This is a genomic window from Streptomyces sp. NPDC086777 (assembly GCF_040702065.1).
GTDB lineage: Bacteria > Actinomycetota > Actinomycetes > Streptomycetales > Streptomycetaceae > Streptomyces.
Genome location: NZ_JBFBJI010000002.1, coordinates 455,241 through 479,307 on the forward strand (window position 1 = coordinate 455,241; position 24,067 = coordinate 479,307).

Here is a 24,067-nt window from a genome sequence, read left to right on the forward strand (position 1 = left end):
GACGGCCGGCCGCGGGTGCGTCGTGGCTGGTCGCGCAGTTCCCCGTGCCCCTGAGGGAGCGCGTTCGGGGTCCCCCCGTTCAGAGTGATCGGGACCGAGGGGCGAAACTGTTCTCCATGAGTGAGCGCAGCCCCGAGCCCCAGACCGTCCTTCTCCGCCGCGGCGAGGTCCACAGTCCCGCCGATCCGTTCGCGACCGCGATGGTCGTGGAGCGGGGGCAGGTCGCCTGGGTCGGTTCCGAGGGGGCCGCCGACGCCTTCGCGGACGCGGTCGACGAGGTCGTCGACCTGGACGGGGCCCTGGTCACGCCCGCCTTCACGGACGCCCACGTGCACACCACCTCCACCGGCCTCGCTCTGACCGGCCTCGACCTGTCCGGGGCCACCTCGCTGGCCGCGGCCCTCGCGCTGGTCAGGGACTTCGCCGCCGCCCGCCCGGACGACCGGGTGCTGCTCGGGCACGGCTGGGACGCCGCCCGCTGGGCCGACGGCCGCCCGCCGACCCGCGCCGAACTGGACGCGGCCACCGGCGGCCGCCCGCTCTACCTCTCCCGTATCGACGTCCACTCGGCGGTCGTCACCACCGCCCTGCTGGACCTGGTCGCGGATGCGCTGCCCCGGGCGGACGCCCCTCTGACGAGCGACGCCCACCACGCCGTCCGCGCCGCCGCGTTCGCGGCCGTGACGCCCGCGCAGCGCGCCGAGGCCCAGCGCACCGCCCTCGCGCACGCGGCTTCGCTCGGCATCGGCACCGTGCACGAGTGCGGCGGGCCGAAGATCTCCTCCGAGGACGACTTCACCGGGCTGCTGCGGCTCGCCGGCGAACTGCCGGGACCGCGCGTCGTCGGCTACTGGGCCGACGCGGCCGACGAGGGCATCGCCAACGCCCGTCGCCTGGGCGCCCTCGGCGCCGCCGGAGACCTGTTCGTCGACGGCTCCCTCGGCTCCCACACCGCCTGCCTGCACGAGCCTTACGCCGACGCCGGTGACAGCACCGGGGCCGCCTACCTGGACGCGGTCGCCGTCGCCGCCCACGTCACCGCCTGTACCGAGGCCGGACTGCAGGCCGGCTTCCACGCCATCGGCGACGGCGCCGTGACCGCCGTCGTGGAGGGCGTGCGCGCCGCCGCCGAGAAGGTCGGCCTGGCCCGCGTCCGCGCCGCCCGGCACCGCGTCGAGCACGCCGAGATGCTCACGCCCGAGCACATCGCCGGCTTCGCGGAACTCGGCCTGATCGCCTCCGTACAGCCCGCCTTCGACGCGCTGTGGGGTGGCCCGGACGGCATGTACGCCCAGCGGCTCGGCGCCGGGCGGGCCCGCACCCTCAACCCGTTCGCCGCCCTCCTCAAGGCCGGGGTCCCGCTCGCCTTCGGCTCCGACAGCCCCGTCACCCCGCTCGACCCCTGGGGGACCGTCCGGGCCGCCGCCTTCCACCACACGCCCGAGCACCGGGTCTCCGTGCGGGCCGCGTTCACCGCGCACACCCGCGGCGGCTGGCGCGCGATCGGCCGGGACGACGCGGGTGTCCTGGTACCGGGGGCGCCCGCCGACTACGCGGTCTGGCGCACCGACGAACTGGTGGTGCAGGCGCCCGACGACCGGGTCGCCCGCTGGTCCACCGACCCGCGCTCCGGCACCCCTGGCCTGCCCGACCTGAGCCCGGGTCACGAGCTGCCGGTCTGTCTGCGCACCGTGGTGGGCGGCCGGACCGTGTTCGTACGACCGGGCGAGTGACCTCCCACATTCGTACGGCCGGGCGAGTGATCTCCCGGGGTGGCGCGGCCGTGATCGACGGCCGATGCTCCGTCGCGCGACCTGCGCATCCTCTGCGCTGACCAGCGGTTTGGGGGCATTTACGCAGGTCAAACGGCTGTTGACAGCCAGCGGCAGCGGGCCGGTAGGTTCGGCGGAGTCCACCACCGGACGCCCGACCGGGGAGCAGTTCGCGCACTCGTCGCAGCGCCGCTGGGTCAGGGACGGTGTGCCGCACCGGGGCACCGTCACTGGGAGCCAGGCTCAGCGCCCGCGCCGACGAGGGAACGTTCCGGCCGGTCGGGAGGTGTGACCCGGGTGGGGCCCGGAGCTCAGTAGACAACGGCTTTCGGTCGATCCGCAGCCAGCGGGTCCCAGGTCGGCCCGAAGGGCGCCGGGCCCCCATCCGCAGGGGAACAGAGTGGCGAAAGCACGTATGGCCGCCACCCGAAACGGGCATCCTTACCCCGTTCTTGCGGAATCGACACCACCATACGAATGAGCTGTCGCTTCAGTGCAGGCAGCGGCCACTATGGTGGTCCCCTGCGTACGACATGAAGGGGCAGCAGTGAACGACGGCGACGGAACCCTTGCGGCACAGTCCCAGGGGAGGCGGTTCGGCCCGCTCGGCACGGCCTTGGTGATCATTCCCACGTACAACGAGTCGGAGAACATCAAGTCCATCGTCGGCCGGGTGCGCCAGGCCGTCCCCGAGGCACACGTGCTGGTGGCGGACGACAACAGCCCCGACGGCACGGGCAAGCTCGCCGACGAGCTGGCCGCCGAGGACGACCACGTCCAGGTGCTGCACCGCAAGGGCAAGGAGGGCCTCGGCGCCGCCTACCTCGCCGGCTTCCGCTGGGGCATGGACAACGGCTACGGCGTGCTCGTCGAGATGGACGCCGACGGCTCCCACCAGCCGGAGGAGCTGCCCCGGCTGCTGACCGCGCTGAAGGGCGCCGACCTGGTGCTCGGGTCCCGCTGGGTGCCCGGCGGCCGGGTGGTCAACTGGCCGAAGTCCCGTGAGTTCATCTCCCGGGGCGGCTCCCTGTACTCCCGGCTCGCCCTCGACCTTCCCCTCCGGGACATCACCGGCGGGTACCGCGCCTTCCGCCGCGAGACCCTTGAGGGCCTGGGGCTCGACGAGGTCGCCTCGCAGGGCTACTGCTTCCAGGTCGACCTGGCCCGCCGCGCGATCAAGGCCGGCTACCAGGTCGTCGAGGTGCCCATCACCTTCGTCGAGCGGGAGTTCGGCGACTCCAAGATGAGCCGCGACATCCTTGTCGAGGCGCTGTGGCGGGTCACCTCGTGGGGCGTCACCGACCGCGTGGGCCGGATGACCGGCAAGGGCAGGCCCTCCTAGCCGACGCCCGGGAAACCCACGGTTCCGGTTGATCATCCCCTTATGCCGCACTGAGCCTGGCCCAGGCACACTGGGTGCATGACGACTGGCGCGCAGACCCCTCCGTCCACCACCCGGCCCCGCCGCTCGCGGCTCGGCAGATACCTGCCGCTGGGTCTGGCGGTCTGGCTGGTGCTGGAGATCTGGCTGCTGACGGTGGTCGCGGGCGCGGCGGGCGGCATGACGGTGTTCCTGCTGCTGGTGGCGGGCTTCGTCGCCGGTGCCGTGGTCATCAAGCGGGCCGGGCGGCGCGCCTTCCGAAGCCTGAACGAGGCGATCCAGCGCGGCGGCTCCCCGGAGCGCGGCGGTGGTAACGGCCTCATGATGCTGGGCGGCCTGCTGCTCATGATCCCCGGCCTGGCCTCCGACGTCCTCGGCCTGCTGCTCCTGCTGCCCCCGGTCCAGAAGGCGGTCTCGCGTTTCGCCGAGCGCACCTTCGACCGCAAGCTGCGTTCCGCCGTCCCCGGCACCCTGGGCGACGCCTTCCAGCAGGTCCGCATGCACCGCCCGGACGGAAAGGTCGTCCAGGGCGAGGTGATCCGCAACGACGGTCCCCGGCCCGGGGACGAGCCGGCGGGGGAGCGACCGCCGCTGACGCGGTGAGCGCGTCGCACCTGCCCACAACAACCGAGGGCGCCGTACGTTCGTGAACGTACGGCGCCCTCGGTTGTTGTGTCGGCTTCCGCTGCTACGCGGAACTGCACGGACTATGCCGACTTGCGGCTGTCCCTGGGATGGATCGCGATGTTCATCGCCCCGGAACGCAGAACCGCCAGACGCTCCTCGAGGACCTCTTCGAGTTCCTCACGGGTGCGCCGCTCCATCAGCATGTCCCAGTGGGTACGCGCGGGCTTGGCCTTCTTCTCCTCAGGGCCGTCGCCGTCCACGAGGAGTGCCTGGGCCCCGCAGACCTTGCACTCCCACTCCGGCGGGATCTCCGCCTCGACCGAGAAGGGCATCTCGAACCGGTGCCCCTTCTCGCATGCGTACTCCACGGCCTGGCGCGGGGCCAGGTCGATACCGCGGTCCGTCTCGTAGCTGGTCACCACGAGGCGCGTACCGCGAAGAGCTCGCTCACTCATGAATCGTGCCTCCCGGGCTTGTCGCCCACAGGACAGGTGTCGCTGTCGTCGTCATCCGGTCAACGTCCGGTCGGCGGTAAAGATTCCCGTTCCGGGTCATGCGTCGCCGTCGTAGCCGCCCCTTGTTGTACCCACCAGCGCCCGGTTTGTCACATCTGCTAACAGATGTCACCCAGCGTTTCGGCATCTTTGACGCGCAGTAACGGTACGCCTGGCAGGCCAAACGCGTACACTACCGCCCTTCCGCGTTGAACGCTAAATCTTCCCGCTGGATCTTCCCGCTAGACCTTCTGCGGAACCGGATTGCCGGCCTCGCCGATCGCCCGACGCACCGGTACCCGCGCGAGCAGCGCGAACCCGATGACGAAGAAGACCACCAGCGAGATGATCGCCGAGCGGTAGCTCCCGGTCAGCTGGTAGGTGATCCCGAACAACAGCGGTCCCAGCCAGCTCATCCCCCGATCGCTCATCTCGTACGCCGCGAAGTACTCGGCTTCTTTTCCGGGCGGCACGAGATGGGAGAACAGGGAGCGGGACAGGGCCTGGCTGCCGCCGAGGACCAGACCGATGCCGGCCGCGAGGGCGAAGAACCACACCGGTGCCCCGGCCGGCAGGAAGTACCCGGCCGCCAGCGTCACCGTCCATGCCACCAGCGATCCCAGGATGGTGCGCTTCGCGCCGTACGTCCTGGCCAGCCGCCCCATCGTCAGCGCGCCCGCCACGGCCAGCACCTGCACCATCAGGACCGCGCCGATGAGCGTCGACTGGCCGAGCCCGAGCTCCTCCGAGCCGTAGACGGACGCCTGGGAGATCACGGTCTGGATGCCGTCGTTGTAGACGAGGTACGCCAGCAGGAAGGAGAGCGTCAGCGGATGGCGGCGCATGTCCCGGACCGTCGCCGCGAGTTGTCGCAGCCCCGGCGCCGTCGCCCCGTCCGTCCGGCCGCCGCGGTCGCGCAGCCGGCGCAGTGGTACGAGGGTGAAGGCGCCCCACCACAGGCCCGCCCCGGCCAGGCAGATGCGGACCGCCTCCGTCTCGGAGAGGCCGAAGGAGTCGTGTGCCGAGTAGAGGACCAGGTCGACGACCAGCACCAGGGAGCCGGCCACGTAGCCGAAGGCCCAGCCCCGGGCGGAGACGGTGTCGCGTTCCTCGGGCGGGGCGATCTGGGGGAGGTAGGAGTTGTAGAGCATCAGGGCGACGGACTGGGCGGCGTTCGCGACGACCAGCAGCAGCCCGCCGAGCAGATAGCGGTCGCCGTCCAGGAAGAACATGCCCGTCGTCGCCGCGGCCCCGGTGTACGCGGCCACGCCGAGCAGGTGCTTCTTGCGGCCGGTCCGGTCGGCCGCGCTGCCCACCAGGGGCATGAGGACGACCGCGAGGACCACCGACAGGGAGACCGAGTAGGCGAAGAAGGAGCCCGCCCGGACGGGGATGCCCAGCGGGTGGACGTAGCCGTCGGCGTCCGCCGCGTGGTCGGCGACCGACGTGAGGTACGGACCGAGGAACACGGTCAGGACGCTCGTCGAGTAGACCGAGCACGCCCAGTCGTAGAAATACCAGCCGCGCTGTTCGCGCCGCAGCTCGGTGGCCTCGTCGACGACCCCCGACCGCACGGTTTCGGTGCCCACCCGCGCCCTTGCCTCTCCCGCAGCAGTACCGCTCGCGCGCCTCAGAACCAGACGCGGCGATCCTGCATGACCTCACGCAACGTGTCGATGTGATCGGTCATGATGCCATCCACTCCCAGGTCCAGGAGCCGGTGCATCCGCTCGGGTTCGTTGATGGTCCACACGTGGACGTGCAGCCCGAGCGCGTGGGCGGCGCGCACGAAGCGCCGGTCGACCACCGGGACCCCCGACTGGGACTCGGGCACCTGCGCGGCGACCGCCGACCGGCGCACCGACGCGGGCAGTCCCCAGGAGCGCAGCCGCAGCCCGACCACACCGCGCGTGCCGAACGAAGTGGCCAGGCGCGGCCCGGCCAGCCGCTGCGCGCGCAGCACCCGCGCCTCCGAGAACGACCCGACGCAGACCCGGTCGTAGGAGTCCGTCTTCTCGACGAGCTCGAGAAGCGGCCGCAGGGCCGGTTCCGCCTTGGCGTCCACGTTCCAGCGGACGTCCGGGAACTCCTCCAGCAACTCCTCGAAGAGGGGGAGCGGCTCGCGGCCCGCCACGCGCGCCTGCCGTACGTCCTCCCACGGCAGGTCGGCGATCCGGCCGGCCCCGTCGGTGACCCGGTCCAGGGTGTCGTCGTGGAAGGCGACGAGCCTGCCGTCCGCCGTGGCGTGCACATCGGTCTCGATGTACCGGTAGCCGAGTTCGACCGCGCGCCGGAACTGCGCCACGGTGTTCTCCAGGCCGTCCGCGGCTCCGCCCCGATGGGCGAAGGCGATGGGGCCGGGGTGGTCCAGGTACGGGTGGCGTGTCAGCGTGCTCACTTGCGCAGTATCGCGCGCCCGGGTGACCCCGTGGCAACGACAGTGCTGCGGCCGGATGCCGCCGGGACGGCGAACACCCTCAGGAACAGCTGTGCCAGGGGTCCGATGGACACCGCGTAGAGCAGGGTGCCGACGCCGACCGTCCCGCCGAGCGCGAACCCCGTGGCGACCACCGCGACCTCGATCGCCGTCCGGATGAGCCGGATCGAACGGCCGGTACGCCGGTGCAGCCCCGTCATCAGGCCGTCCCGCGGGCCGGGCCCGAAGCTCGCCGCGATGTACAGGCCGGTCGCCGCCCCGTTGAGCACGATGCCGCCCGCCATCAGCGGGATCCGCACGGCGAACGCGTGCGCGTCGGGGAGGACGGCGAGCGCGGCGTTGATGGCGAGGCCGATGACGAAGACGTTGGAGACCGTGCCGAGGCCCGGCCGCTGGCGCAGCGGGACCCACAGGAGCAGCACGGCCGCCCCCACGACGATCGACACCGTGCCGATGCCGAGCCCGGTGTGCCCGGCGAGCCCCTGGTGCAGCACACCCCACGGCTCCAGGCCGAGGCCCGCCTCGACGAGCAGCGCGGAACTGACGCCGTACAGCGTGAGCCCCGCGTAGAGCTGGACCAACCGTCGCCCGAGACGGCCTTGCGTGGACAAGAGGTACCCCCTGATGGGTGAGGGAAAGGACGGCGGCGGCAAGAGCCGGCAGTGGAAAAGGTGGACTGGCTCGTGTCACTCTGTGGCTTGGAAGGGAACGGCATCCATGGCCAATTCGGGGAAGGTGGACTGATTCGCATGGCGCAGTGGACCTCGGCGGTGGGGCCCGCGCAGCTCGCCCGGCTGCTCAACTCGCAGCAGGACCGCCCGGCCGGTCCCGGCACCCGGCGCCCGCCGGCCTACCGCGCCCTCGCCGACGGCGTCCGGCTGCTGGTCCTGGAGGGCCGCGTCCCGGTCGCCGCCCGGCTGCCCGCCGAACGCGAACTGGCCCTCGCCCTGTCCGTGAGCCGCACGACGGTGGCGGCGGCGTACGAGGCGCTGCGCACGGAGGGCTTCCTGGAGTCCCGCCGCGGTGCGGGCAGCTGGACCGCGGTCCCGGCCGGCAACCCGCTTCCGGCCCGCGGCCTGGAACCCCTGCCCCCCGAGGCGCTCGGCTCGGTGATCGACCTCGGCACCGCCGCCCCGGCCGCCCCCGAGCCGTGGCTGACCCGAGCGGTCCAGGGCGCCCTGGCGGAACTCCCGCCCTACGCCCACACCCACGGCGACTACCCGGCCGGGCTTCCCGTCCTCCGGTCGATGATCGCCGAGCGTTACACGGCGCGCGGGATCCCCACCATGCCCGAGCAGATCATGGTCACGACCGGGGCGATGGGCGCGATCGACGCGATCTGCCACCTCTTCGGCGGGCGCGGCGAGCGCATCGCTGTCGAGTCACCCTCCTACGCCAACATCCTCCAGCTGATGCGGGAGGCGGGCGCCCGCCTGGTGCCGGTGGCGATGGCCGAGGGACTGGGCGGCTGGGACCTGGACCGCTGGCGTCAGGTGCTGCGGGAGGCCGCGCCCCGGATCGCCTACGTGGTCGCCGACTTCCACAACCCCACCGGGGCGCTCGCCGACGACGACCAGCGGCGCCGGCTGGTGGACGCGGCCCGCTCGGCCGGGACGGTGCTGGTCGCCGACGAGACGATGAGCGAGCTGTGGCTCGACGACGACGTGGAGATGCCCCGTCCGGTCTGCGGCTTCGATCCGGCGGGCTCCACCGTCATCACCGTGGGCTCCGCCAGCAAGGCGTTCTGGGCGGGCATGCGCATCGGCTGGGTACGGGCGGCTCCCGACGTGATCCGCAGCCTGGTCGCCGCGCGGGCCTACGCCGACCTGGGCACGCCGGTGCTGGAGCAGCTGGCGGTGAACTGGCTGTTCAGCACGGGGGGCTGGGCCCAGGCCGTCGAACTGCGCAGGGCCCAGGCCCGCGAGAACCGGGACGCCCTGGTGACGGCGGTCCGCCGCGAGCTGCCGACCTGGGAGTTCGAGGTGCCCAAGGGCGGGCTGACCCTCTGGGTCCGGGCGGGGGGACTGTCCGGTTCCCGGCTGGCGGAGGCGGGGGAGCGGGTGGGGGTCCGCGTCCCGTCCGGTCCCCGCTTCGGGGTCGACGGGGCCTTCGAGGGCTATGTGCGTCTTCCGTTCACCGTGGGGGGCGCGGTGGCGGAGGAGGCGGCGGTGCGGTTGGCCGCGGCGGCGCGGCTGGTGGAGGCCGGGGGGAGTGGGGAGGCACCGCGCACCTTTGTGGCGTAGCAGGGGTCGTCGTTCGGCTGCGGGTGAGTGGGGGCTGGTCGCGCAGTTCCCCGCGCCCCTCGGGGCGCGCTGCCCAAGCCGTGTCTCATCCGGCTACAGCCGCGGGCAGTCGTGCCGCAGGGCGGTACGGGTGGGCGCGGCGGCACCCCGCAAGATCGGGCGAGGGACACCCGCCCCCACCTCAGCCCTCGGCGACCGCAGCCTCCAGGGGTGCCGCCTCCTGCACCCCCTCGCTCCTCGGCGGCAACAGGGCCAGCACCGCCTCCCGGTCCACCTCGCTCGTCGCGTCGTCGTACGGATCCGGAGTCGCAGGCACCTGAAGCCGCAGCACCGGACCGTGTCCCAGCCGCGCATACCCCCGCCCCGGCGGGACCTGAGCCAGCGGCGTCGTGTGCGGCGGGGCCCCCAGCGCGGCGGCCAGTTCGTCCGGCAGCGCCGGTCCCAGCACGACCCGCGCGCACGCGTGCTGTCGTACCGCCTCGCTCAACACGTCCGCGTTGTCGAGCTGTTCGGCGACCACCACGGTGACGTTGGCCGCGCGGCCGTGCCGGAGAGGAGCCTGGAGCAGGGCCTGCGGGTCCTTGTTGCCGTCCGCCGCGGCCAGGTGCACGAAGGCGCTCGGGCGGTCGAGGAGGATCCACAGGGGGCGGCGGCAGTCGTCCGGCGGCGGGTGGCCCGCCTGGCGTGCGCGGCTGACGGCGATGAGCCGCCGCTCCGTCTCGTTCGCGGCCCACTCCAGGCTGGCCAGGGCCCCGGCCAGCCCGCACTCCACCGCGAGGACCCCGTCCCGGCCGGCGAGGCACATGTACTCACCGGTGCCGCCGCCCTCGACGATGAGGACGTCGCCGTACTGGAGGGCCTGCAGGGCGACGGAGCGCAGCAGGGTCGAGGTACCGCTGCCGGGACGGCCCATGACCAGCAGGTGCGGTTCGGTGGAGCGGGCGCCGGTGCGCCAGACGACCGGCGGTACGTCACGCTGCTCGTCGCCGTACCCGAGCGGGAGCGTGCGCTGGACCTCGCCGGCGTCGGTGAACCCGAGGACCGTCTCGCCCGGCGCGGTGACGAAGCGCTGGGCGGCGATGTCGGTGGGCAGCGGGGCGAGGACGGTCACCATGAGCCGGTTGCCCTCCTCGTCCCACGCGAAGTGGTACTCGCGGCCCCGCCCGGACTTCGCGGTGAGCAGGTTCTCGATCCGCGCGCGGGCCTGCGGCTCGCCGTCAGGGAAGTACGCGGGGTAGCGGAGCAGCAGCTGGCCGAGGCGGCCCGCGTCGTCGAACTCGTGGGCGAGGAAGGCCTTGTCCCACTCCCCGCCGTGTGCGTACAGCGGCGCCGGGTCCTCGGCGGCCGAGAAGTACGGCACCAGGGCCTCGTACAGGGACTGGAGCCGCTGGGTCTGCGACTCGTCGGGGCCCTCCGGCGGGGGTGGGGTGCGGTCGCGGCCCTGCCAGGCGCTCGCCGCCATCAGGGTGATGACGGCGAGCAGCGGTCCGTACGGCACCAGCGCCACGACCAGGACGACCGAGGCCCCCAGGAACAGGAGCGGCCCGCGTTTGTCCTTGGGTGTCTCCGCCCATCTGCGCCGCCCGGCCGCGGCCAGCCGGCTCAGCCCGCGGGTCACGGTGATGAGGGGGTGGAGGACGTCGGTGGCGCTGTCGGCGGCCGTCCGGGCCAGCTCCCGGCTCCGGGCGAGCTGCGCGCCGCCGTTGCTCAGAATGCGGGGGAGAGGGCGCCGTGCCACTGCTGTCTCCTCACGGTGCGTACGGGCGGGTCGGGTGTCAGAACTTGATGCCGCCGAGCAGGCTCGCCAGGCTCTCGCCGCCTGCCTTGATGCTCGGCGCGATGGCCGTGCTGGCGAGATAGAAGCCGAAGAGCGCCGAGGCCGTGGCGTGCGACGGCTTCAGCCCGTCCTTGCGGAAGAAGAGGAAGACGACGATGCCGAGGACGATGACGCCTGAGATGGAGAGGATCATTTGAGATCTCCTGGTGTCGAAGGGGGACAGTCACCATGAGTTCTTCCAGGATCACACCAGGTATCCATACGATTAAAGGTGCGAATGGGTGAATGTCGACTTATTTCACCCATCTGGTGGATCGTTCGTGTTCTGTGTTGGCCGGATTGGCCGCCCTGTGGTGCGGGAAGGTGATCGTCCGGCGGGGGCGCGGTGATCTTTACCTCGGGCAGATCCGGTCATGTGCACCCTGAGCCAGTAGGCTGGCGATTCACTCGTACGGCCCCGCGGCCCGCCCGTTGCCGTACGCTCCCTCAGTCCGCGATAGTCCCCGCAGTGCACAGGAGAGGCGGTCCGGCCGATGAGCGAAGCCCCCGACCCCGAGGTCGTGGAGCTGGCGACCAGGATCTTCGATCTGGCCCGGCAGGGGCGGACCGAGGAGCTCGTGGCGTACCTCGACGCGGGCGTTCCGGCCAACCTCACCAACGACCGCGGCGACTCCCTCGTGATGCTCGCCGCCTACCACGGCCATGCCGCGGCGGTGCGTGAGCTGCTCGCCCGGGGCGCCGAGGCGGACCGGGTCAACGACCGAGGCCAGTCGCCACTCGCCGGAGCGGTCTTCAAGGGCGAGACGGACGTCGTCAGGGTGCTGGTGGAAGCCGGCGCGGACCCGGCGGCGGGCACTCCCTCGGCGGTCGACACCGCGCGGATGTTCAGCAAGACGGAGGTTCTGGAACTATTCGGCACCTCCTGACCCATCTGTTCTGACCAGCTAAAACACACAAAACGGGGGAGGCGGTACAGGGCCGCCGAAATTTCGGTCGCGGCAGGTCGAAGTGCCGAGTCATCATGACGTCGTGATTCACGGACGCGATGGCTGGGCAGGTGTTGCCGCACCGCGCGGGCCGTGATGCGGCCCGCATGGGCCACTGACGAGAGGCAGAGAGAAATGGTCTACAGCAAGCAAGAGACGGCGGGCGCTCCGACGTTGTGTCACGCGGCCAGGTAGTGCGTGTTCTCCGGTTGCGTCGACGCTTGATGTGAGGCTGTTTCCCATGTTCGATCCGGTCATAGCGCCCAGCGGCACGCTGCTCGGCCTGCTTCAGCGGGGCCGAGGCGACGGCACGCTGCACGCGCTCACCGCACCGCGCGCCGAGGCGCTCGCGGCGCTGAACCACTGCGTGCTCCACGACCCCCGCCACGACTGGCAGGTGGAGAACCGCTCCCTGTACTACGCCCGGCTCTACCTGGACCTGCACGGCGAGCTGGACGCCGTCGAGGCGCACCTCTTCGAGGCCGAGGACGTCCTCGACACCGAGGAGTCCCGCACCGGCCTCGCGCTCGCCGTCCTCGGACACCTCGCCTCCTACGGCAGGCGGGACGCGCTCGACCTGCTGCGCCGGTATGCCGCGACGGGCTCCAACTGGGCCTGGGCCCTGGACGAGCTGGCGCTGCGCGACGACGACGCCGGCCTGCGCGCCCTCGCCGCTCCGGTGCTGGCACGGTTCACCACGGACGCCGAGGGCGAGGCCGAGCTGGCCGCCGCCGTACGGGACGCGTTCGAGCCACGGCCCTGGCGGCTGTGGGCCGAGGACCCCCGCGAGCCCATCGCCACACGCGTGCGTGCCGCACAGGAGGCCGGCTGCTTCGACCGCTGGCAGCGGCAGCTGCGACCTACCGGGCCCCGTCCGGGGTGGAGCGTGCGGGCCGTCTTCGAATGGGCCCAGCAGGGCGTCGAGCGCGGCGCGGCCCTCCACGTGCCGGCCGCCCGCTGCCTGGTCGCCGTCGCCGGCCCCGAGGACCGGCCGGAGATCCTCCAGGCCGCCAAGGACGGCACCGACGGAGCCCGCTCCACCGCACTGCGCTACCTCGCCGACAGCAACGACCCCGACGCGCTGAACCTCATCGAGGCCGCGGTCGCCGACGGCACGGCCGCCGTCGTGGAGGCCGCCGTCGACGCCTTCGAACGCATGCGCAGCATCGCCGCCGTCGACCGGGCGCGCGGCTGGGCCCGCCGGCCGGACGCCCTCGGCGCCGCCGCCGCCCGGATGCTCGCCTGCCGGGGCGGATCCAAGGACAGCGAACTGGTCCTCGCCGCACTCCGGGAGGCCGTACGCGGCGAAGGCCCGGACGCGCCCACGCTGTGGACGCTCGTCGACGGCACCGGACGCCTCGGCATCGTCTGCGCCGCCCCCGTCCTGCGCCACGTCTACCGCGAGACCGCCTCGTCCCACCTGCGTGGCCGCGCCGCCCGCGCCCTGGCCGCCACCGATCCCTCCTTCGCCACCGGCTTCGCCGTCGAATGCCTGTGGGACTGCGAGGAGACCACCCGCGAACTCGCCGCCCGGCACGCCGAGACCGGTGACGCCCGGGTCGTCGAACAGCTCCGCCGGCTCGCCGCCGACCCCGCCGAGGAGGCGGAGGTGCAGACGGCCGTACGCAGCCGTATCGGACCGGACCCGGCTGCCATGTGACATATCACTGCACCGGGCACCTGCTTTCACCACGGGATCAGCGGGAACCACGGGAACCACGGGGGATCCCGTGCACGTTCCACGAGCGGACGACTGCGCGCCGGGTGAACGAGCGGTGACCGCCGGGTCAGCCGGGCATGGCCGCCGGTTGGCCCGCTCGGGTGTGCAGGGCAACGCTCATGGGACGTTTAACCACCGGAAAGATCCACTTTGACGCGGCCACGTCCAGCGCGGCGACAACACCGGTATGCGTGTCGTCATCGTGACCGAATCCTTTCCCCCCGATGTGAACGGCGTGGCCCACTGCGCGCTCCAGACCGCCCGACACCTCGTCGATCGCGGTCACGCTCCCCTCGTCGTCGCTCCGGCCCCCGCCCCCGGAAACAGGCTCGCCGCGGCTGCCGCGCCCTGCCCTGTCGTCCACGTCCCCTCCCTTCCGCTCCCGGGCTATCCCCAGGTCCGCGTGGCTCTCCCCAGCCGCAGGCTCGCCGCCGCGCTGATCGAGCACCGCCCCGACGTGGTGCACCTGGCCAGCCCCTTCATCCTCGGCGTCCGCGGCATGGCCGCCGCCGCCCGGCTCGGCATCCCGGCCGTCGCCGTCTACCAGACCGACCTGGCCGGATACGCCCGCACCTACGTGGGCGCCGGCGAGGCGGCCGCCTGGCGGCGGATCCGGTCCGTGCACGGCGCCGCCGACCGCACCCTCGCCCCGTCCACCGCCTCGATCGCCGATCTGGAGGCGCACGGGGTGCCCCGGATCCAGCTGTGGCAGCGCGGCGTGGACACCGTCCGCTTCCGCCCCGAGTTCCGCGACGAGGCACTGCGCCGCGAGATCGCTCCGAACGGCGAGGTCATCGTCGGCTACGTCGGCCGTCTCGCCCCCGAGAAGCAGGTCGAACTCCTGGCCGGGGTCTGCGGCCTGGAAGGCGTCAAGGTCGTGATCGTGGGCGACGGGCCCGCCCAGGCCCACCTCACCGAGGCGCTGCCGGGTGCGGTCTTCCTCGGCCGCCGCACCGGCGACGACCTCGCGCGGATCTTCGCCTCGTTCGACGTCTTCGCGCACACCGGCCCCTTCGAGACGTTCTGCCAGACCGTCCAGGAGGCCATGGCCAGCGGTGTCCCGGTCGTCGCGCCCGCCGTCGGCGGTCCGATCGACCTGGTCGACCACGGCCGCACCGGGTTCCTGGTCCCGCCCCGCGACGCCGGCGCCGTACGGGCGGCCGTGGCCTCCCTCGTCGCCGACGCCGGGATGCGGGCCGCGTTCGGCCACGCCGCGCGGACCACGGTCGAGGGCCGCACCTGGGCCGCCGTCGGCGACCAGCTGATCGGCCACTACGAGGACGTGCTCGCGGCGCGCCGACCGGTGGTGGCGGCATGAGCGCCACCACGCCGGGCCCGCTGCGCATCGTCCGGCTGGCCAACTTCGTCGCCCCCGCCTCCGGCGGTCTGCGCACCGCCCTGCGTGAACTCGGCAAGGGCTTCGTGGCGGCCGGGCACGAGTCGGTGCTGATCGTGCCGGGCGAGCGCTACTCGGACCGGTACGAGGAGCAGGGCCGGGTCATCACGCTGCCCGGCCCGCTGCTGCCCGGCACCGGCGGTTACCGCGTCCTCGTCGACAGGAAGCGGGTCCAGACCCTCCTGGAGCACCTCGCCCCTGACCGACTGGAGGTGTCCGACCGCACCACCCTGCGCTGGACCGGCCGCTGGGCCCGGCGCGCCCGGATCCCCGCCGTGATGGTCTCCCATGAGACCGCCGACGGAGTCCTGCGCACCTGGGGCATGTCCGAGAACATGTCCCGGCGCACCGCCGACGCGCTCAACATCCGTACCGCGCACACCTACGCGCGCGTGGTGTGCACCACCGAGTTCGCCGAGCGCGAGTTCATCCGCATCGGCGCGCGCAACGTCGTACGCGCCCCCCTGGGCGTCGACCTCGCGGGCCGCCACCCCTCGCTCCGCGCCCCCGACCTGCGGGCGCGGTACGCGCGCGAGGACGAGGCGCTGCTCGTCATGTGCTCGCGGCTGTCCGTGGAGAAGCGGCCCGGCACCGCCGTCGACGCCGTGGAGGCGCTGGTACGGCGCGGCCGCCGGGTGATCCTGGTGGTGGCCGGCGACGGGCCGCTGCGGGAGCGTCTGGAGCAGCGGGTGCGGGAGCGCAGGCTGCCGGTGACCTTCCTGGGGCACGTCTCCGACCGCGACAGTCTGGGCGCGCTGCAGGCGTCCGCCGACGTCGCCCTGGCGCCGGGACCCGCCGAGACGTTCGGGCTGGCCGCCCTGGAGGCGATGGCCTGCGGGACGCCCGTGGTCGCCAGCGCCTCGTCCGCGCTGCCCGAGGTGATCGGTTCCGCCGGCGCCACCGCGGCGGACCGCGGCGAGGCGTTCGCCGACGCCGTGGAGATGCTCCTGGAGCGGCCCACGGCCGAGCGCCGGGAGACGGCACGCGCGCGTGCGGAGTGCTTCGGCTGGGAAACGGCCGTCGAGGCGTTCCTCGCCGCGCACGACGCGCCGGTGCTGTCCCGCCGTGACGGGAGCCTTGACGCCAGTCCCGGCGACAGCGGAACGACGGCACCGGTCCGCCGTGTCGTGCCGGAGGGCGTGGCATGAGAACGGTTCGCTTCGTGGCGCTCGGCGACTCGCTGACCGAGGGCGTGGGCGATCCCGCCGGCGACGGGTGGCGCGGCTGGGCCGCGCTGCTGGCCGGCGGGCTCGCCGTGAAGGAGGTGGAGTTCACCAACCTCGCGGTCAGCGGGGCACAGACACGTGACGTGCTGGAACGCCAGACCCCGGCCGCGCTGGAACTGCGTCCCGACATCGTCGCCGTCGTCATAGGCGTCAACGACACCCTGCGCTGCACGTTCGACATCCACGCGGTGGCCGAACGGCTCGACAAGGTCTACGCGGCCCTGACCGCGCAGGGCGCGACCCTGCTCACGGCGTGCCTGCCCGACCCCGGTGCGATGTGGGGGCTGCCGGGCGCCCTGGCCCGGCCGCTGGCCCGCCGGGGCCGTGCGGTGAACGCCGTGGTGCACGCCCTGTCCGAGCGGTACGGGGCCGTGCACCTGCACGCGTCGGAGGGCGCCTGGCTCACCGACCGGGAGATGTGGAGCGCGGACCGGCTGCACCCGTGCGAGCGCGGGCACCGGCAGCTCGCCGTCCGCTTCCACGCCCTGCTCGCCCCGCTGGGCATGGCGACCGGGACGGCGCCGTCCCCCGAGCCCGAGTTCCCGCCGCCGACGAAGAAGGCGAGTCTCCTGTGGCTGGCCACGGCCGGCACCGCCTGGGTGATCAGGCGCTGCCGGGACCTGCTGCCCCAGCTGCTGCGGCTGGCCGTCGACGAGATGCGGCACCGCCGCAGGGGCACCAGCGCCCGCCTGGACCTGAGCGCGTCCGCCGCGGTCTCCGCCGCGCTGGCCGCCCTCCAGCCGCCGGAGCGGCCGGCGGACGCCGCGTGACGAGGCCACCGCGGTGAATCAGCCACGTCGGGGCACGGTACGGCTGCGTGACGCAGTGGTTCGGCTGCGTGGTACGGCGGTTCGGCTGCGTGGTACGGCGGTTCAGCGGCGGCGTACGGCCAGGAAACGGACCGGGATGCCCGGGACCGCCTGGGCCGCGGCCGGGAGGTCGGCGGCGCGGACCACCGCGATCACCGGATAGCCGCCGGTGGTCGGATGGTCGGCCAGGAACACCACCGGACGCCCGTCCGGCGGCACCTGCACGGCGCCGAGAACCATGCCCTCGCTGGGGAGTTCACCGGTACGGGCCCGCTCCAGGGCGGGCCCTTCCGTGCGCAGCCCGATGCGGTTGCTCGCGGACGACACGCGGTACGCGCGCGAGGTGAACGCCCGGACGGCCTCCTTCGTGAACCAGTCGGCCCGCGGGCCGGGCGTCACCCGCAGCACGAGTTCCGTCGGCGGGGACGGCTGCGGTACGACGTCCACGCGCGCGTGCGGTCCCGCGGGTGTGCCGAGCGGCAGCACCGTGCCGTCCGCCAGCGGGGCCGGACCCAGCCCGGAGAGCAGGTCCGTGGACCGGCTGCCGAGCACCGGTTCCACCGCGATCCCGCCGGCGACGGCCACATAACCCCGTACGCCGGAGCGGGCCGTTCCCACCTCCAGCAGCTCCCCGGCCGCCACCACGACCGGCGCGCCCCAGGCCGCCGGACGCCCGCCCACCGTGACGGGGCACGGCGCGCCGCCGACCGCCACCACGACCGCCGAACGCGGCCGCACGGCACACCCGTTGAGTGTCGTCTCCAGAACGGCCGCGTCCGGCGCGTTGCCGACCAGCCGGTTCACCAGTGCCGCCGCGGGCGGGTCCAGCGCCCCGGAACGGGGCACCCCCAGATGCGCGTGCCCGGGCCGCCCCCGGTCCTGCACGGTGGTCAGCGCACCGGCCCGTACGACCACGAGCGCACGGTCGGTCATACGTCCCCCACCGGCACGAACCGCACGCGCGTCCCCGGCGCCAGTAGCGCGGCCGGCACGCGCGCGTGGTCCCACAGCACCGCCTCCGTCGTTCCGATCAGCTGCCAGCCACCCGGCGAGGACCGCGGGTACACACCGGTGTACGGCCCGGCCAGCGCCACCGCGCCCGCGGGCACCGCGGTGCGCGGGGTGGCCCGGCGCGGCACGTCGTAGCGGGCGGGCAGCCCGGTGAGGTAGCCGAAGCCGGGCGCGAAGCCGCAGAAGGCGACCGTGAACTCGGTGCCCGCGTGGATCCGGGCCACCTCCCGTTCGGGAACCCGCCAGTGGGCGGCGACCTCGGCGAGGTCCGGGCCGTCGTAGCGCACCGGCAGCTCGATCGCCGCCCGCGCGTGCGGCGGAGCGGGCGGGACCACGGCGGCGGCCAGCTCGGCGGCCAGGCGGGCCGGGTCGTCGAGGCCGTCGAGCAGAACGGTACGGGCGGCAGGCACGATCTCGCGGACGGTCAGCGAGCCCTCCGCACGGCGGCGCAGCAGCTCGGCGTGCAGGGCCTGCGCCTGCGCGCCGGAACCGACCTCGACGAGGAGGGCGTCGTCGCCGACCGGGTGGACCGTCACGGGCGCGGCCGACGGACGGTCCGTGCTCTCGTGCGTGCCCGTGCTCCTCGGGCCGGTGCTCACGTTCGTGCCGGTCCTCTCACTCGTGCTCCTGCTCGTACTCGTGCTCCCGCTCGTACTCGTGCTCATGCGAAGGCCGCCACGGTCATGCCCTCGGTCGTGAGCCGCGCGCGCACCCTGCGCGCCAGCTCCACGGCGCCCGGGGTGTCGCCGTGCAGGCAGAGCGAGCGGGCGCGCACTGCGATGCGCGCGCCCGAGTGCGCGGTGACCGTGCCGGAGCGCGCCAGTTCCACCGAGCGCTCCACGACCGCCTCCGGGTCGCTCACCACCGCACCCTCGCGCCCGCGCGGGACGAGCGTCCCCTCGTCGGTGTAGGCGCGGTCCGCGAAAGCCTCCGTGACCGCCGGCAGTCCTGCCTTCCCGGCCACTGCGAGCAACCGGGAGCCGGGCAGCCCCAGAACCGGCAGCGAGGCGTCCGCGAGGAGCACGCCGTCGACCACCGCGGCGGCCTGCTCCTCGTCGTGCACGACCCGGTTGTAGAGCGCGCCGTGCGGCTTCACGTACGCCACACGCGCTCCGGCGGCCCGCGCGAAGACCTCCAGAGCGCCGATCTGGTAGGCCACCTCGGCCGCCAGCTCGGCGCGCGGCACGTCCATCGCGCGCCGTCCGAACCCCGCGAGGTCCCGGTAGGACACCTGGGCGCCGATCGTCACCCCGCGCCCGGCCGCCAGCTCGCACACCCGCCGCATGGTGGCCGCGTCCCCCGCGTGGAAGCCGCAGGCCACATTGGCGCTGGTCACGACGGACAGCAGCTGCTCGTCGTCGGTGAGCCGCCAGCGGCCGAAGCCCTCGCCGAGGTCCGCGTTCAGGTCGATCGGGGTCATGGATGCGCCGTCTCTCCTGTCAGGCCACGCGGTACTGCTCGTCGCGGGCGTCGCTGATGAACATCTGGCCCGGTGCGTGGGTGAGGGCGAACGGCGGCCGGGACGCCGTCACCGCCGCCTGCGGGGTCACCCCGCAGGCCCAGAACACCGGGATGTCGTCCGGCTCGGCGTCCACCGGGTCGCCGAAGTCGGGCCGACCGAGGTCGGCGATGCCGAGCGCCGCGGGATCGCCGCAGTGCACGGGCCCGCCGTGCACCGCCGGGAGCAGACTGCTCTCCCGGATCGCGGCCGACAGATGCCGCGGTGGCACCGGGCGCATGGACACCACCATCGGCCCACGCAGCCGCCCCGCCGGACGGCACGGCCGGCTGGTCACGTACATGGGCACGTTCCGGCCCTGCTCGACATGGCGGATCGGCACCCCGGCCCCGGCCAGCGCCCACTCGAACGTGAAGCTGCACCCGAGCAGGAACGACACCAGGTCGTCCCGCCAGTACGCGCGCACGTCCGTCGGCTCGTCCACCAGCTCCCCGTCCCGCCACACCCGGTAGCGCGGCAGGTCGGTGCGCAGGTCCGCGCCCTGAGCGAGTGCGGTGCCGGTCGCGCCGGCGTCGGTGACGTCGAGCACCGGACAGGGCTTCGGGTTGCGCTGGCAGAACAGCAGCATCTCGTACGCCCAGTCGGCCGGCACCGAGATCAGGTTGGCCTGGGTGTGCCCGGCCGCGACCCCGGCCGTCGGGCCCGTGAGGCCCTCCCGGAAACGGGCCCGGGCACTTCTCGGGCTCCACGCGTGCGCGTGCTCGTCGACGAGGGCGACAGGCAGGTCCTGCGCGGCACGGGCGGCGAGGACTTCTTCCGTACGGTTCACGCCAGTTCCTTCCCGCGCGTCTCCGGCAGTCCGAACAGGGCCACGGCGGCGAGTGCGTAACCGGCCGCGCCGAAGACCAGCGCGCCGCCCACGCCCCAGCTGTCGGCCAGGAAGCCCACCAGGGTCGGGAAGACCGCGCCCACCGCGCGGCCCGCGTTGTACGTGAAGCCCTGGCCGGTGCCGCGCACCGCCGTCGGATACAGCTCGCTCAGGTACGAACCGAACCCGCTGAAGATCGCCGACATGCAGAAGCCGAGCGGGAAACCGAGCACCAGGAGCAGCGTGTTGGCGCCGCCCGGGATGTTCGCGTACGCCAGCACGCAGACCGCCGACAGCACCGCGAACAGCCAGATGTTGCGGCGCCGGCCCAGCCGGTCGGTGAGGTAGCCGCCGGTCAGATAGCCGAGGAAGGCTCCCGAGATCAGGAAGGTCAGATAGCCGCCGGTGCCGACGACCGACAGACCGCGCTCGGTCTTGAGGTACGTCGGGACCCAGGTGGCCAGCGTGTAGTACCCGCCCTGCACCCCCGTGGACAGCAGGCCCGCGAAGACCGTGGTGCGCAGCAGTCCGGGTGCGTCGGCCGTGCCCGGCCGGAAGATGGCGGCGAACGAGCCGCGCCGGGGGCTCTGTTCGCGTACCGCGACCGCCTGCGGGGCGTCGTGCACCCGGCGGCGCAGCCACACCACGAGAAGCGCGGGCAGCGCGCCGGTCCAGAACATCACCCGCCAGGCCAGGTCGCCGCCGACGAACGAGAAGACCAGCGTGTACACGATCGCGGCGAGCGCCCAGCCGACCGCCCAGGAGCTCTGGACGGCGCCGAGAGTACGGCCGCGGTGGCGGGCGCTCGCGTACTCGGCGACCAGGATCGCGCCGACCGCCCACTCGCCGCCGAAGCCGAGGCCCTGGAGCGCGCGGAACACCAGCAGGGTCTCGTAGTTGGGCGCGAAGCCGCAGGCCACCGTGAAGATCGCGTAGGTGATCACCGTGATCATCAGCGCGCGGACCCGGCCGACCCGGTCCGCGAACACGCCGGCCGCGGCGCCGCCGACCGCGGAGACCACGAGGGTGACGGTGGTGAACAGGCCCGTCTGGCCGCTGTCCAGGCCGAAGTACGCCGCGAGCGCGACCATGCTCAGCGGCAGAGTGAAGTAGTCGTACGAATCAAGGGCATATCCGCCGAAAGCTCCGGCGAACGCACGCCGGCCGCGCGGACCGAGGGCGCGCAGCCAGCCGAACGCGCCGTCTTCGGCGGTGCGTTCACCCCTGCCCGGGTGCGCGTCGGAGGACAGGGCCTGCGGTGGAGGAGTCGTGCTCATGGGCACCTCGCAGATGAGGGACGGAGGGTGCGGGGAGTGAGCGGTGCGGGGCCGTGCCGGGGCCGTGCCAACGGCCTACCAAGGTGAGCGTGATGAGCACCGTAGAGGATCGTTCAACGATCCTTCAATACCCGCGTTGTTTCGTTCCTGTGTCTGCGGTTGAATTCCGGGCATGGCAGAGCAGCTGACGGGACTGGCCGACGACCGCGCCCTCCTCGGGCGGACCAGCACCGCGGAACGGGTCTCCGACATCCTCAGGAGCCGCATCGCGGACGGTTACTTCCCGCCAGGCACCCGCCTGTCGGAGGACGGCATCGGGGGCGCGCTCGGGGTCTCCCGCAACACCCTGCGCGAGGCGTTCCGGCTGCTCACCCACGAACGACTGCTGGTGCACGAACTCAACCGGGGCGTCTTCGTCCGGGTCCTGACCGTGGAGGACGTCGAGGACATCTACCGCACCCGCGCCCTGGTCGAGTGTGCGGTCGTCCGCCGCCTCGGCGATCCGCCGTACGCCCTGGAGAGCCTGTCGGCGGCGGTCACCGAGGGGCAGTCGGCGGCCGGCGCGGATGACTGGAAAGCGGTGGGTACCGCCAATATCCACTTCCACCGGGAACTGGTCGCCCTGGCCGCCAGCGAACGCACCGACGAGCTCATGCGCAGCGTCTTCGCCGAGCTCCGCCTCGCCTTCCACGTGGTCGACGACCCCCACGCCCTGCACGAGCCGTACCTGGCCCGCAACCAGGAGATCCTGGAGTCCCTGCAGCGCGGCGACAGGCGCGCCGCCGAGCGCCTGCTGGAGACATACCTCACGGACTCCCTGGAACGGGTGGTGGAGGTCTACCGCCGCAGGGTGGGCGAGGACAGCGCCCCCTAGGGGCGCGGGGAACCGCGCGACCAGCCCCCGCAGGCCCGCACCCGGACAACCGTCCTGCGGCACCCGGCCCCACTGGCGGAGCCACCCGTGCCGTTTGGGCCGATGTCAGACCCAGGACCTAGTCTGTGCACCGTGACTTCGCCTGCATCGACGGACAGCGTGCCGCCCCAGCTCGGCGCGGGGCCGCGCCCCGCACCGGGCCCGGCCGCCGACGAGGGGCTGGCGCGCCGGCTGCGCGCGCTCGCCTGCACGGCACCGCTGCACGACCTCGACGCACGCAAGGCGAACCTGGCCGGCGAGTACTCGGTGTACGGCATGGCCGAGGTGGCCCTCTCCGCCATCGACCTGGTCACCCTGAACATGGACTTCGACACCGGCGCCGACCACGAGCAGATCGTCGCCCGGCTGATCCCGCGCATCTCCGCCCAGACCCCGCACCGCCCCGTCGCCGAGCACGAGCGCGTGGCCCGCTGGGTCCTGGAGAACCTGATCAACGTCGGCAGCGTCGACCGCGGCTTCCGCGCGGTGTACGGCACCTTCGCGCCGGACGGGTCGTACGTCCGCCGGGACTACGACTTCAAGCTCATCGAGGAGGTGCCCGGCCCGGAGGGCACGGTGTACCTCCGTACCACCGACGAGGCGGTCAACGTCCTCGTCGGCGCCCTCGACACGGACGTCACCAGCGCCCAGATCGCCGCCGAGGTCAAGCTGGAGGTGCTGGTCAACCGCGGCCGGCTCGCCGACGCCCAGCTCGCCGCGGAGCAGGCCCGCTACCGGACCGTCCAGTACTCCGAGAGCCTTCGCCGGGCCCTGGAGGCCACCCGGCGCAACGTCCGCGCGGTGGACTGGCTCAACGCCGTCCCCGACATGATCGCCGAGGCGCTGGACCACGTCGCCGACCGCTACCGGCACGAGAACGCGATCCTCACCAACATCCGCAAGGCCCGCGACGAGACCGAGGAGCCGGAGAACAAGCGGCGCGCCGCCGAGCTCGTCGACATCGTCAAGGACTGCATCCGGCGGCACACCCAGTTGCAGTCGCGACTGCTGGAGGCGGGGCCGCTGTTCCGCGCGGAGCAGGACCGGCAGGCGTTCGCGACGCCCATGACCACATCGGGGACGGACCTCTACGGCCACCTCCTCGCCCCGCTGCTGCCGCTGCCGCTGGAGCAGGCCGGCCGGGTCACGGGGGCGTTCTTCGCGCGCGGGACCGGGCTGCGGACACCGGTGTCGGTGCGGGTCGGCGACCTCGTCGACATACTGCTGACGCCGCCGGTGGAGCGGGAGCACCTGGGTGCGGAGATGCCGGAGCCGGACCTCATCGCCACCCCCGACGACAGCCGGTTCAGCGAGGAGCAGCTGGCGGACGCCATGCGGCTGCTGGACCTGCCGGCCGACGCGCCCCGCCGGCTGTCCGGGCTGCTGGCGGAGGCGCGGCGCGTGGGGGGCGAGGACCTGGCCTACCTGGTCGCGTTGCTGGCGGTGCACGCCGCCAGCCCGGCCGTGGGCACGGCCTACCGCCAGGGCGAGGAGAAGCTGCTGTTCGCGGTGGACGACGGCACGCAGTTGGACGACCCCGGCTTCGGCGGTGCCGACCTGATCGTCGGGACGGCACTGCTGGACGCGGCGGGGATGGCCGCGGACCGGACCGAGGCGGCGTGATGCCGTACGCCCGGTGCAGGCCGTCCGTGGCTGGTCGCGCAGGTCCCC

At 73.3% G+C, this 24,067-nt stretch carries 23 protein-coding genes; 11 read left to right on the forward strand and 12 right to left on the reverse strand.

The genetic code is table 11. The features are described from left to right. Positions 1-116 precede the first annotated feature (116 nt). From AB0472_RS04700 to fxsA, 3 genes are all read left to right on the forward strand, one after another. Positions 117-1,733 (forward strand): amidohydrolase, encoded by a 1,617-nt coding sequence (locus AB0472_RS04700; protein ID WP_366353364.1) that lies wholly within the window; start codon positions 117-119, stop codon positions 1,731-1,733. Between the two features lie 586 nt (positions 1,734-2,319). Further along, complete coding sequence (locus tag AB0472_RS04705; RefSeq protein WP_366353365.1) at positions 2,320-3,114, forward strand: polyprenol monophosphomannose synthase; 795 nt, start codon at positions 2,320-2,322, stop codon at positions 3,112-3,114. A 78-nt stretch (positions 3,115-3,192) separates the two neighbouring features. Next, on the forward strand, positions 3,193-3,756 hold the full coding sequence (gene fxsA, locus AB0472_RS04710) for an FxsA family membrane protein (RefSeq protein ID WP_366353367.1): 564 nt from the start codon (positions 3,193-3,195) through the stop codon (positions 3,754-3,756). 104 nt (positions 3,757-3,860) lie between these two features. On the opposite strand, the gene AB0472_RS04715 is transcribed toward fxsA, so the two are convergent. The 4 genes from AB0472_RS04715 to AB0472_RS04730 form a co-directional block, all read right to left on the reverse strand. Beyond that, complete coding sequence (locus tag AB0472_RS04715) at positions 3,861-4,235, reverse strand: RNA polymerase-binding protein RbpA (protein ID WP_010046329.1); 375 nt, start codon at positions 4,233-4,235, stop codon at positions 3,861-3,863. Between the two features lie 281 nt (positions 4,236-4,516). Next, the gene (locus AB0472_RS04720; protein ID WP_366353369.1) at positions 4,517-5,863 is read right to left on the reverse strand and encodes an MFS transporter; all 1,347 of its coding nucleotides are present in this window, start codon (positions 5,861-5,863) and stop codon (positions 4,517-4,519) included. Between the two features lie 41 nt (positions 5,864-5,904). Next, positions 5,905-6,672: a glycerophosphodiester phosphodiesterase gene (locus AB0472_RS04725; RefSeq protein ID WP_366353370.1), complete on the reverse strand. Its 768-nt coding sequence runs from the start codon at positions 6,670-6,672 to the stop codon at positions 5,905-5,907. Next, positions 6,669-7,322 (reverse strand): hypothetical protein, encoded by a 654-nt coding sequence (locus AB0472_RS04730; RefSeq protein ID WP_366353372.1) that lies wholly within the window; start codon positions 7,320-7,322, stop codon positions 6,669-6,671. The genes AB0472_RS04725 and AB0472_RS04730 overlap by 4 nt, the downstream gene beginning before the upstream one ends. A 138-nt stretch (positions 7,323-7,460) precedes the next feature. On the opposite strand from AB0472_RS04730, the gene AB0472_RS04735 reads away from it, so the two are divergent. Continuing rightward, positions 7,461-8,954 carry a PLP-dependent aminotransferase family protein gene (locus tag AB0472_RS04735; RefSeq protein ID WP_366353374.1) on the forward strand — a complete coding sequence of 498 codons (1,494 nt, stop codon included), beginning with the start codon at positions 7,461-7,463 and terminating at the stop codon, positions 8,952-8,954. A gap of 181 nt (positions 8,955-9,135) precedes the next feature. Here AB0472_RS04735 and AB0472_RS04740 read toward each other — a convergent pair whose 3' ends face one another. Continuing rightward, positions 9,136-10,692: a hypothetical protein gene (locus tag AB0472_RS04740; RefSeq protein WP_366353376.1), complete on the reverse strand. Its 1,557-nt coding sequence runs from the start codon at positions 10,690-10,692 to the stop codon at positions 9,136-9,138. Positions 10,693-10,729: 37 nt separating this feature from the next. Then, complete coding sequence (locus AB0472_RS04745) at positions 10,730-10,924, reverse strand: hypothetical protein (RefSeq protein ID WP_089103318.1); 195 nt, start codon at positions 10,922-10,924, stop codon at positions 10,730-10,732. A 340-nt stretch (positions 10,925-11,264) separates the two neighbouring features. On the opposite strand from AB0472_RS04745, the gene AB0472_RS04750 reads away from it, so the two are divergent. Together AB0472_RS04750 and AB0472_RS04755 are read left to right on the forward strand one after the other, a co-directional pair. Further along, positions 11,265-11,657, forward strand: a complete 393-nt coding sequence (locus AB0472_RS04750) for an ankyrin repeat domain-containing protein (RefSeq protein WP_366353378.1) — start codon at positions 11,265-11,267, stop codon at positions 11,655-11,657. A 301-nt stretch (positions 11,658-11,958) separates the two neighbouring features. Then, a complete protein-coding gene (locus AB0472_RS04755) occupies positions 11,959-13,377 on the forward strand; it encodes a HEAT repeat domain-containing protein (protein ID WP_366353380.1) in 1,419 nt (472 codons plus the stop codon). A 127-nt stretch (positions 13,378-13,504) separates the two neighbouring features. On the opposite strand, the gene AB0472_RS04760 is transcribed toward AB0472_RS04755, so the two are convergent. Continuing rightward, positions 13,505-13,723, reverse strand: coding sequence for a hypothetical protein (locus tag AB0472_RS04760; protein ID WP_366353473.1), 219 nt, complete (start codon positions 13,721-13,723; stop codon positions 13,505-13,507). Here AB0472_RS04760 and AB0472_RS04765 point away from each other — a divergent pair. The 3 genes from AB0472_RS04765 to AB0472_RS04775 are packed head-to-tail and all read left to right on the forward strand — an operon-like array spanning position 13,625 to position 16,829. Next, a complete protein-coding gene (locus AB0472_RS04765; protein WP_366353382.1) occupies positions 13,625-14,755 on the forward strand; it encodes a glycosyltransferase family 1 protein in 1,131 nt (376 codons plus the stop codon). The genes AB0472_RS04760 and AB0472_RS04765 overlap by 99 nt on opposite strands. Further along, on the forward strand, positions 14,752-15,981 hold the full coding sequence (locus tag AB0472_RS04770; RefSeq protein WP_366353384.1) for a glycosyltransferase: 1,230 nt from the start codon (positions 14,752-14,754) through the stop codon (positions 15,979-15,981). The genes AB0472_RS04765 and AB0472_RS04770 overlap by 4 nt, the downstream gene beginning before the upstream one ends. Continuing rightward, complete coding sequence (locus AB0472_RS04775) at positions 15,978-16,829, forward strand: SGNH/GDSL hydrolase family protein (RefSeq protein WP_366353386.1); 852 nt, start codon at positions 15,978-15,980, stop codon at positions 16,827-16,829. The genes AB0472_RS04770 and AB0472_RS04775 overlap by 4 nt, the downstream gene beginning before the upstream one ends. A gap of 102 nt (positions 16,830-16,931) precedes the next feature. On the opposite strand, the gene AB0472_RS04780 is transcribed toward AB0472_RS04775, so the two are convergent. The 5 genes from AB0472_RS04780 to AB0472_RS04800 all read right to left on the reverse strand — a co-directional run bounded on the left by AB0472_RS04780 (position 16,932) and on the right by AB0472_RS04800 (position 21,483). After that, entirely contained in the window at positions 16,932-17,801 is an 870-nt protein-coding gene (locus AB0472_RS04780) for a biotin-dependent carboxyltransferase family protein (protein ID WP_366353388.1), read from the reverse strand. After that, the gene (locus AB0472_RS04785) at positions 17,798-18,415 is read right to left on the reverse strand and encodes an allophanate hydrolase subunit 1 (RefSeq protein WP_366353472.1); all 618 of its coding nucleotides are present in this window, start codon (positions 18,413-18,415) and stop codon (positions 17,798-17,800) included. The genes AB0472_RS04780 and AB0472_RS04785 overlap by 4 nt, the downstream gene beginning before the upstream one ends. A 125-nt stretch (positions 18,416-18,540) precedes the next feature. After that, positions 18,541-19,299: a 5-oxoprolinase subunit PxpA gene (locus tag AB0472_RS04790; RefSeq protein ID WP_366353390.1), complete on the reverse strand. Its 759-nt coding sequence runs from the start codon at positions 19,297-19,299 to the stop codon at positions 18,541-18,543. A gap of 19 nt (positions 19,300-19,318) precedes the next feature. Then, a complete protein-coding gene (locus AB0472_RS04795) occupies positions 19,319-20,167 on the reverse strand; it encodes a putative hydro-lyase (protein WP_366353392.1) in 849 nt (282 codons plus the stop codon). Continuing rightward, positions 20,164-21,483 carry an MFS transporter gene (locus tag AB0472_RS04800; RefSeq protein ID WP_366353394.1) on the reverse strand — a complete coding sequence of 440 codons (1,320 nt, stop codon included), beginning with the start codon at positions 21,481-21,483 and terminating at the stop codon, positions 20,164-20,166. The genes AB0472_RS04795 and AB0472_RS04800 overlap by 4 nt, the downstream gene beginning before the upstream one ends. 172 nt (positions 21,484-21,655) lie before the next feature. Between AB0472_RS04800 and AB0472_RS04805 the strand changes: the two genes are divergently transcribed. Together AB0472_RS04805 and AB0472_RS04810 are read left to right on the forward strand one after the other, a co-directional pair. After that, positions 21,656-22,357 (forward strand): GntR family transcriptional regulator, encoded by a 702-nt coding sequence (locus tag AB0472_RS04805; protein WP_366353396.1) that lies wholly within the window; start codon positions 21,656-21,658, stop codon positions 22,355-22,357. 132 nt (positions 22,358-22,489) lie between these two features. Next, a complete protein-coding gene (locus AB0472_RS04810; protein ID WP_366353398.1) occupies positions 22,490-24,019 on the forward strand; it encodes a hypothetical protein in 1,530 nt (509 codons plus the stop codon). Positions 24,020-24,067 lie beyond the last annotated feature (48 nt).

Excerpts from the sequence above, each read along its gene's own strand:
- AB0472_RS04700 (WP_366353364.1), top strand. The coding sequence starts at position 117 with ATGAGTGAGCGCAGCCCCGAGCCCCAGACCGTCCTTCTCCGCCGCGGC.
- fxsA (WP_366353367.1), top strand. The coding sequence starts at position 3,193 with ATGACGACTGGCGCGCAGACCCCTCCGTCCACCACCCGGCCCCGCCGC.
- AB0472_RS04715 (WP_010046329.1), bottom strand. The coding sequence starts at position 4,235 with ATGAGTGAGCGAGCTCTTCGCGGTACGCGCCTCGTGGTGACCAGCTAC.
- AB0472_RS04735 (WP_366353374.1), top strand. The coding sequence starts at position 7,461 with ATGGCGCAGTGGACCTCGGCGGTGGGGCCCGCGCAGCTCGCCCGGCTG.
- AB0472_RS04745 (WP_089103318.1), bottom strand. The coding sequence starts at position 10,924 with ATGATCCTCTCCATCTCAGGCGTCATCGTCCTCGGCATCGTCGTCTTC.
- AB0472_RS04750 (WP_366353378.1), top strand. The coding sequence starts at position 11,265 with ATGAGCGAAGCCCCCGACCCCGAGGTCGTGGAGCTGGCGACCAGGATC.
- AB0472_RS04755 (WP_366353380.1), top strand. The coding sequence starts at position 11,959 with ATGTTCGATCCGGTCATAGCGCCCAGCGGCACGCTGCTCGGCCTGCTT.
- AB0472_RS04765 (WP_366353382.1), top strand. The coding sequence starts at position 13,625 with ATGCGTGTCGTCATCGTGACCGAATCCTTTCCCCCCGATGTGAACGGC.
- AB0472_RS04770 (WP_366353384.1), top strand. The coding sequence starts at position 14,752 with ATGAGCGCCACCACGCCGGGCCCGCTGCGCATCGTCCGGCTGGCCAAC.
- AB0472_RS04775 (WP_366353386.1), top strand. The coding sequence starts at position 15,978 with ATGAGAACGGTTCGCTTCGTGGCGCTCGGCGACTCGCTGACCGAGGGC.
- AB0472_RS04780 (WP_366353388.1), bottom strand. The coding sequence starts at position 17,801 with ATGACCGACCGTGCGCTCGTGGTCGTACGGGCCGGTGCGCTGACCACC.
- AB0472_RS04790 (WP_366353390.1), bottom strand. The coding sequence starts at position 19,299 with ATGACCCCGATCGACCTGAACGCGGACCTCGGCGAGGGCTTCGGCCGC.
- AB0472_RS04800 (WP_366353394.1), bottom strand. The coding sequence starts at position 21,483 with ATGAGCACGACTCCTCCACCGCAGGCCCTGTCCTCCGACGCGCACCCG.
- AB0472_RS04805 (WP_366353396.1), top strand. The coding sequence starts at position 21,656 with ATGGCAGAGCAGCTGACGGGACTGGCCGACGACCGCGCCCTCCTCGGG.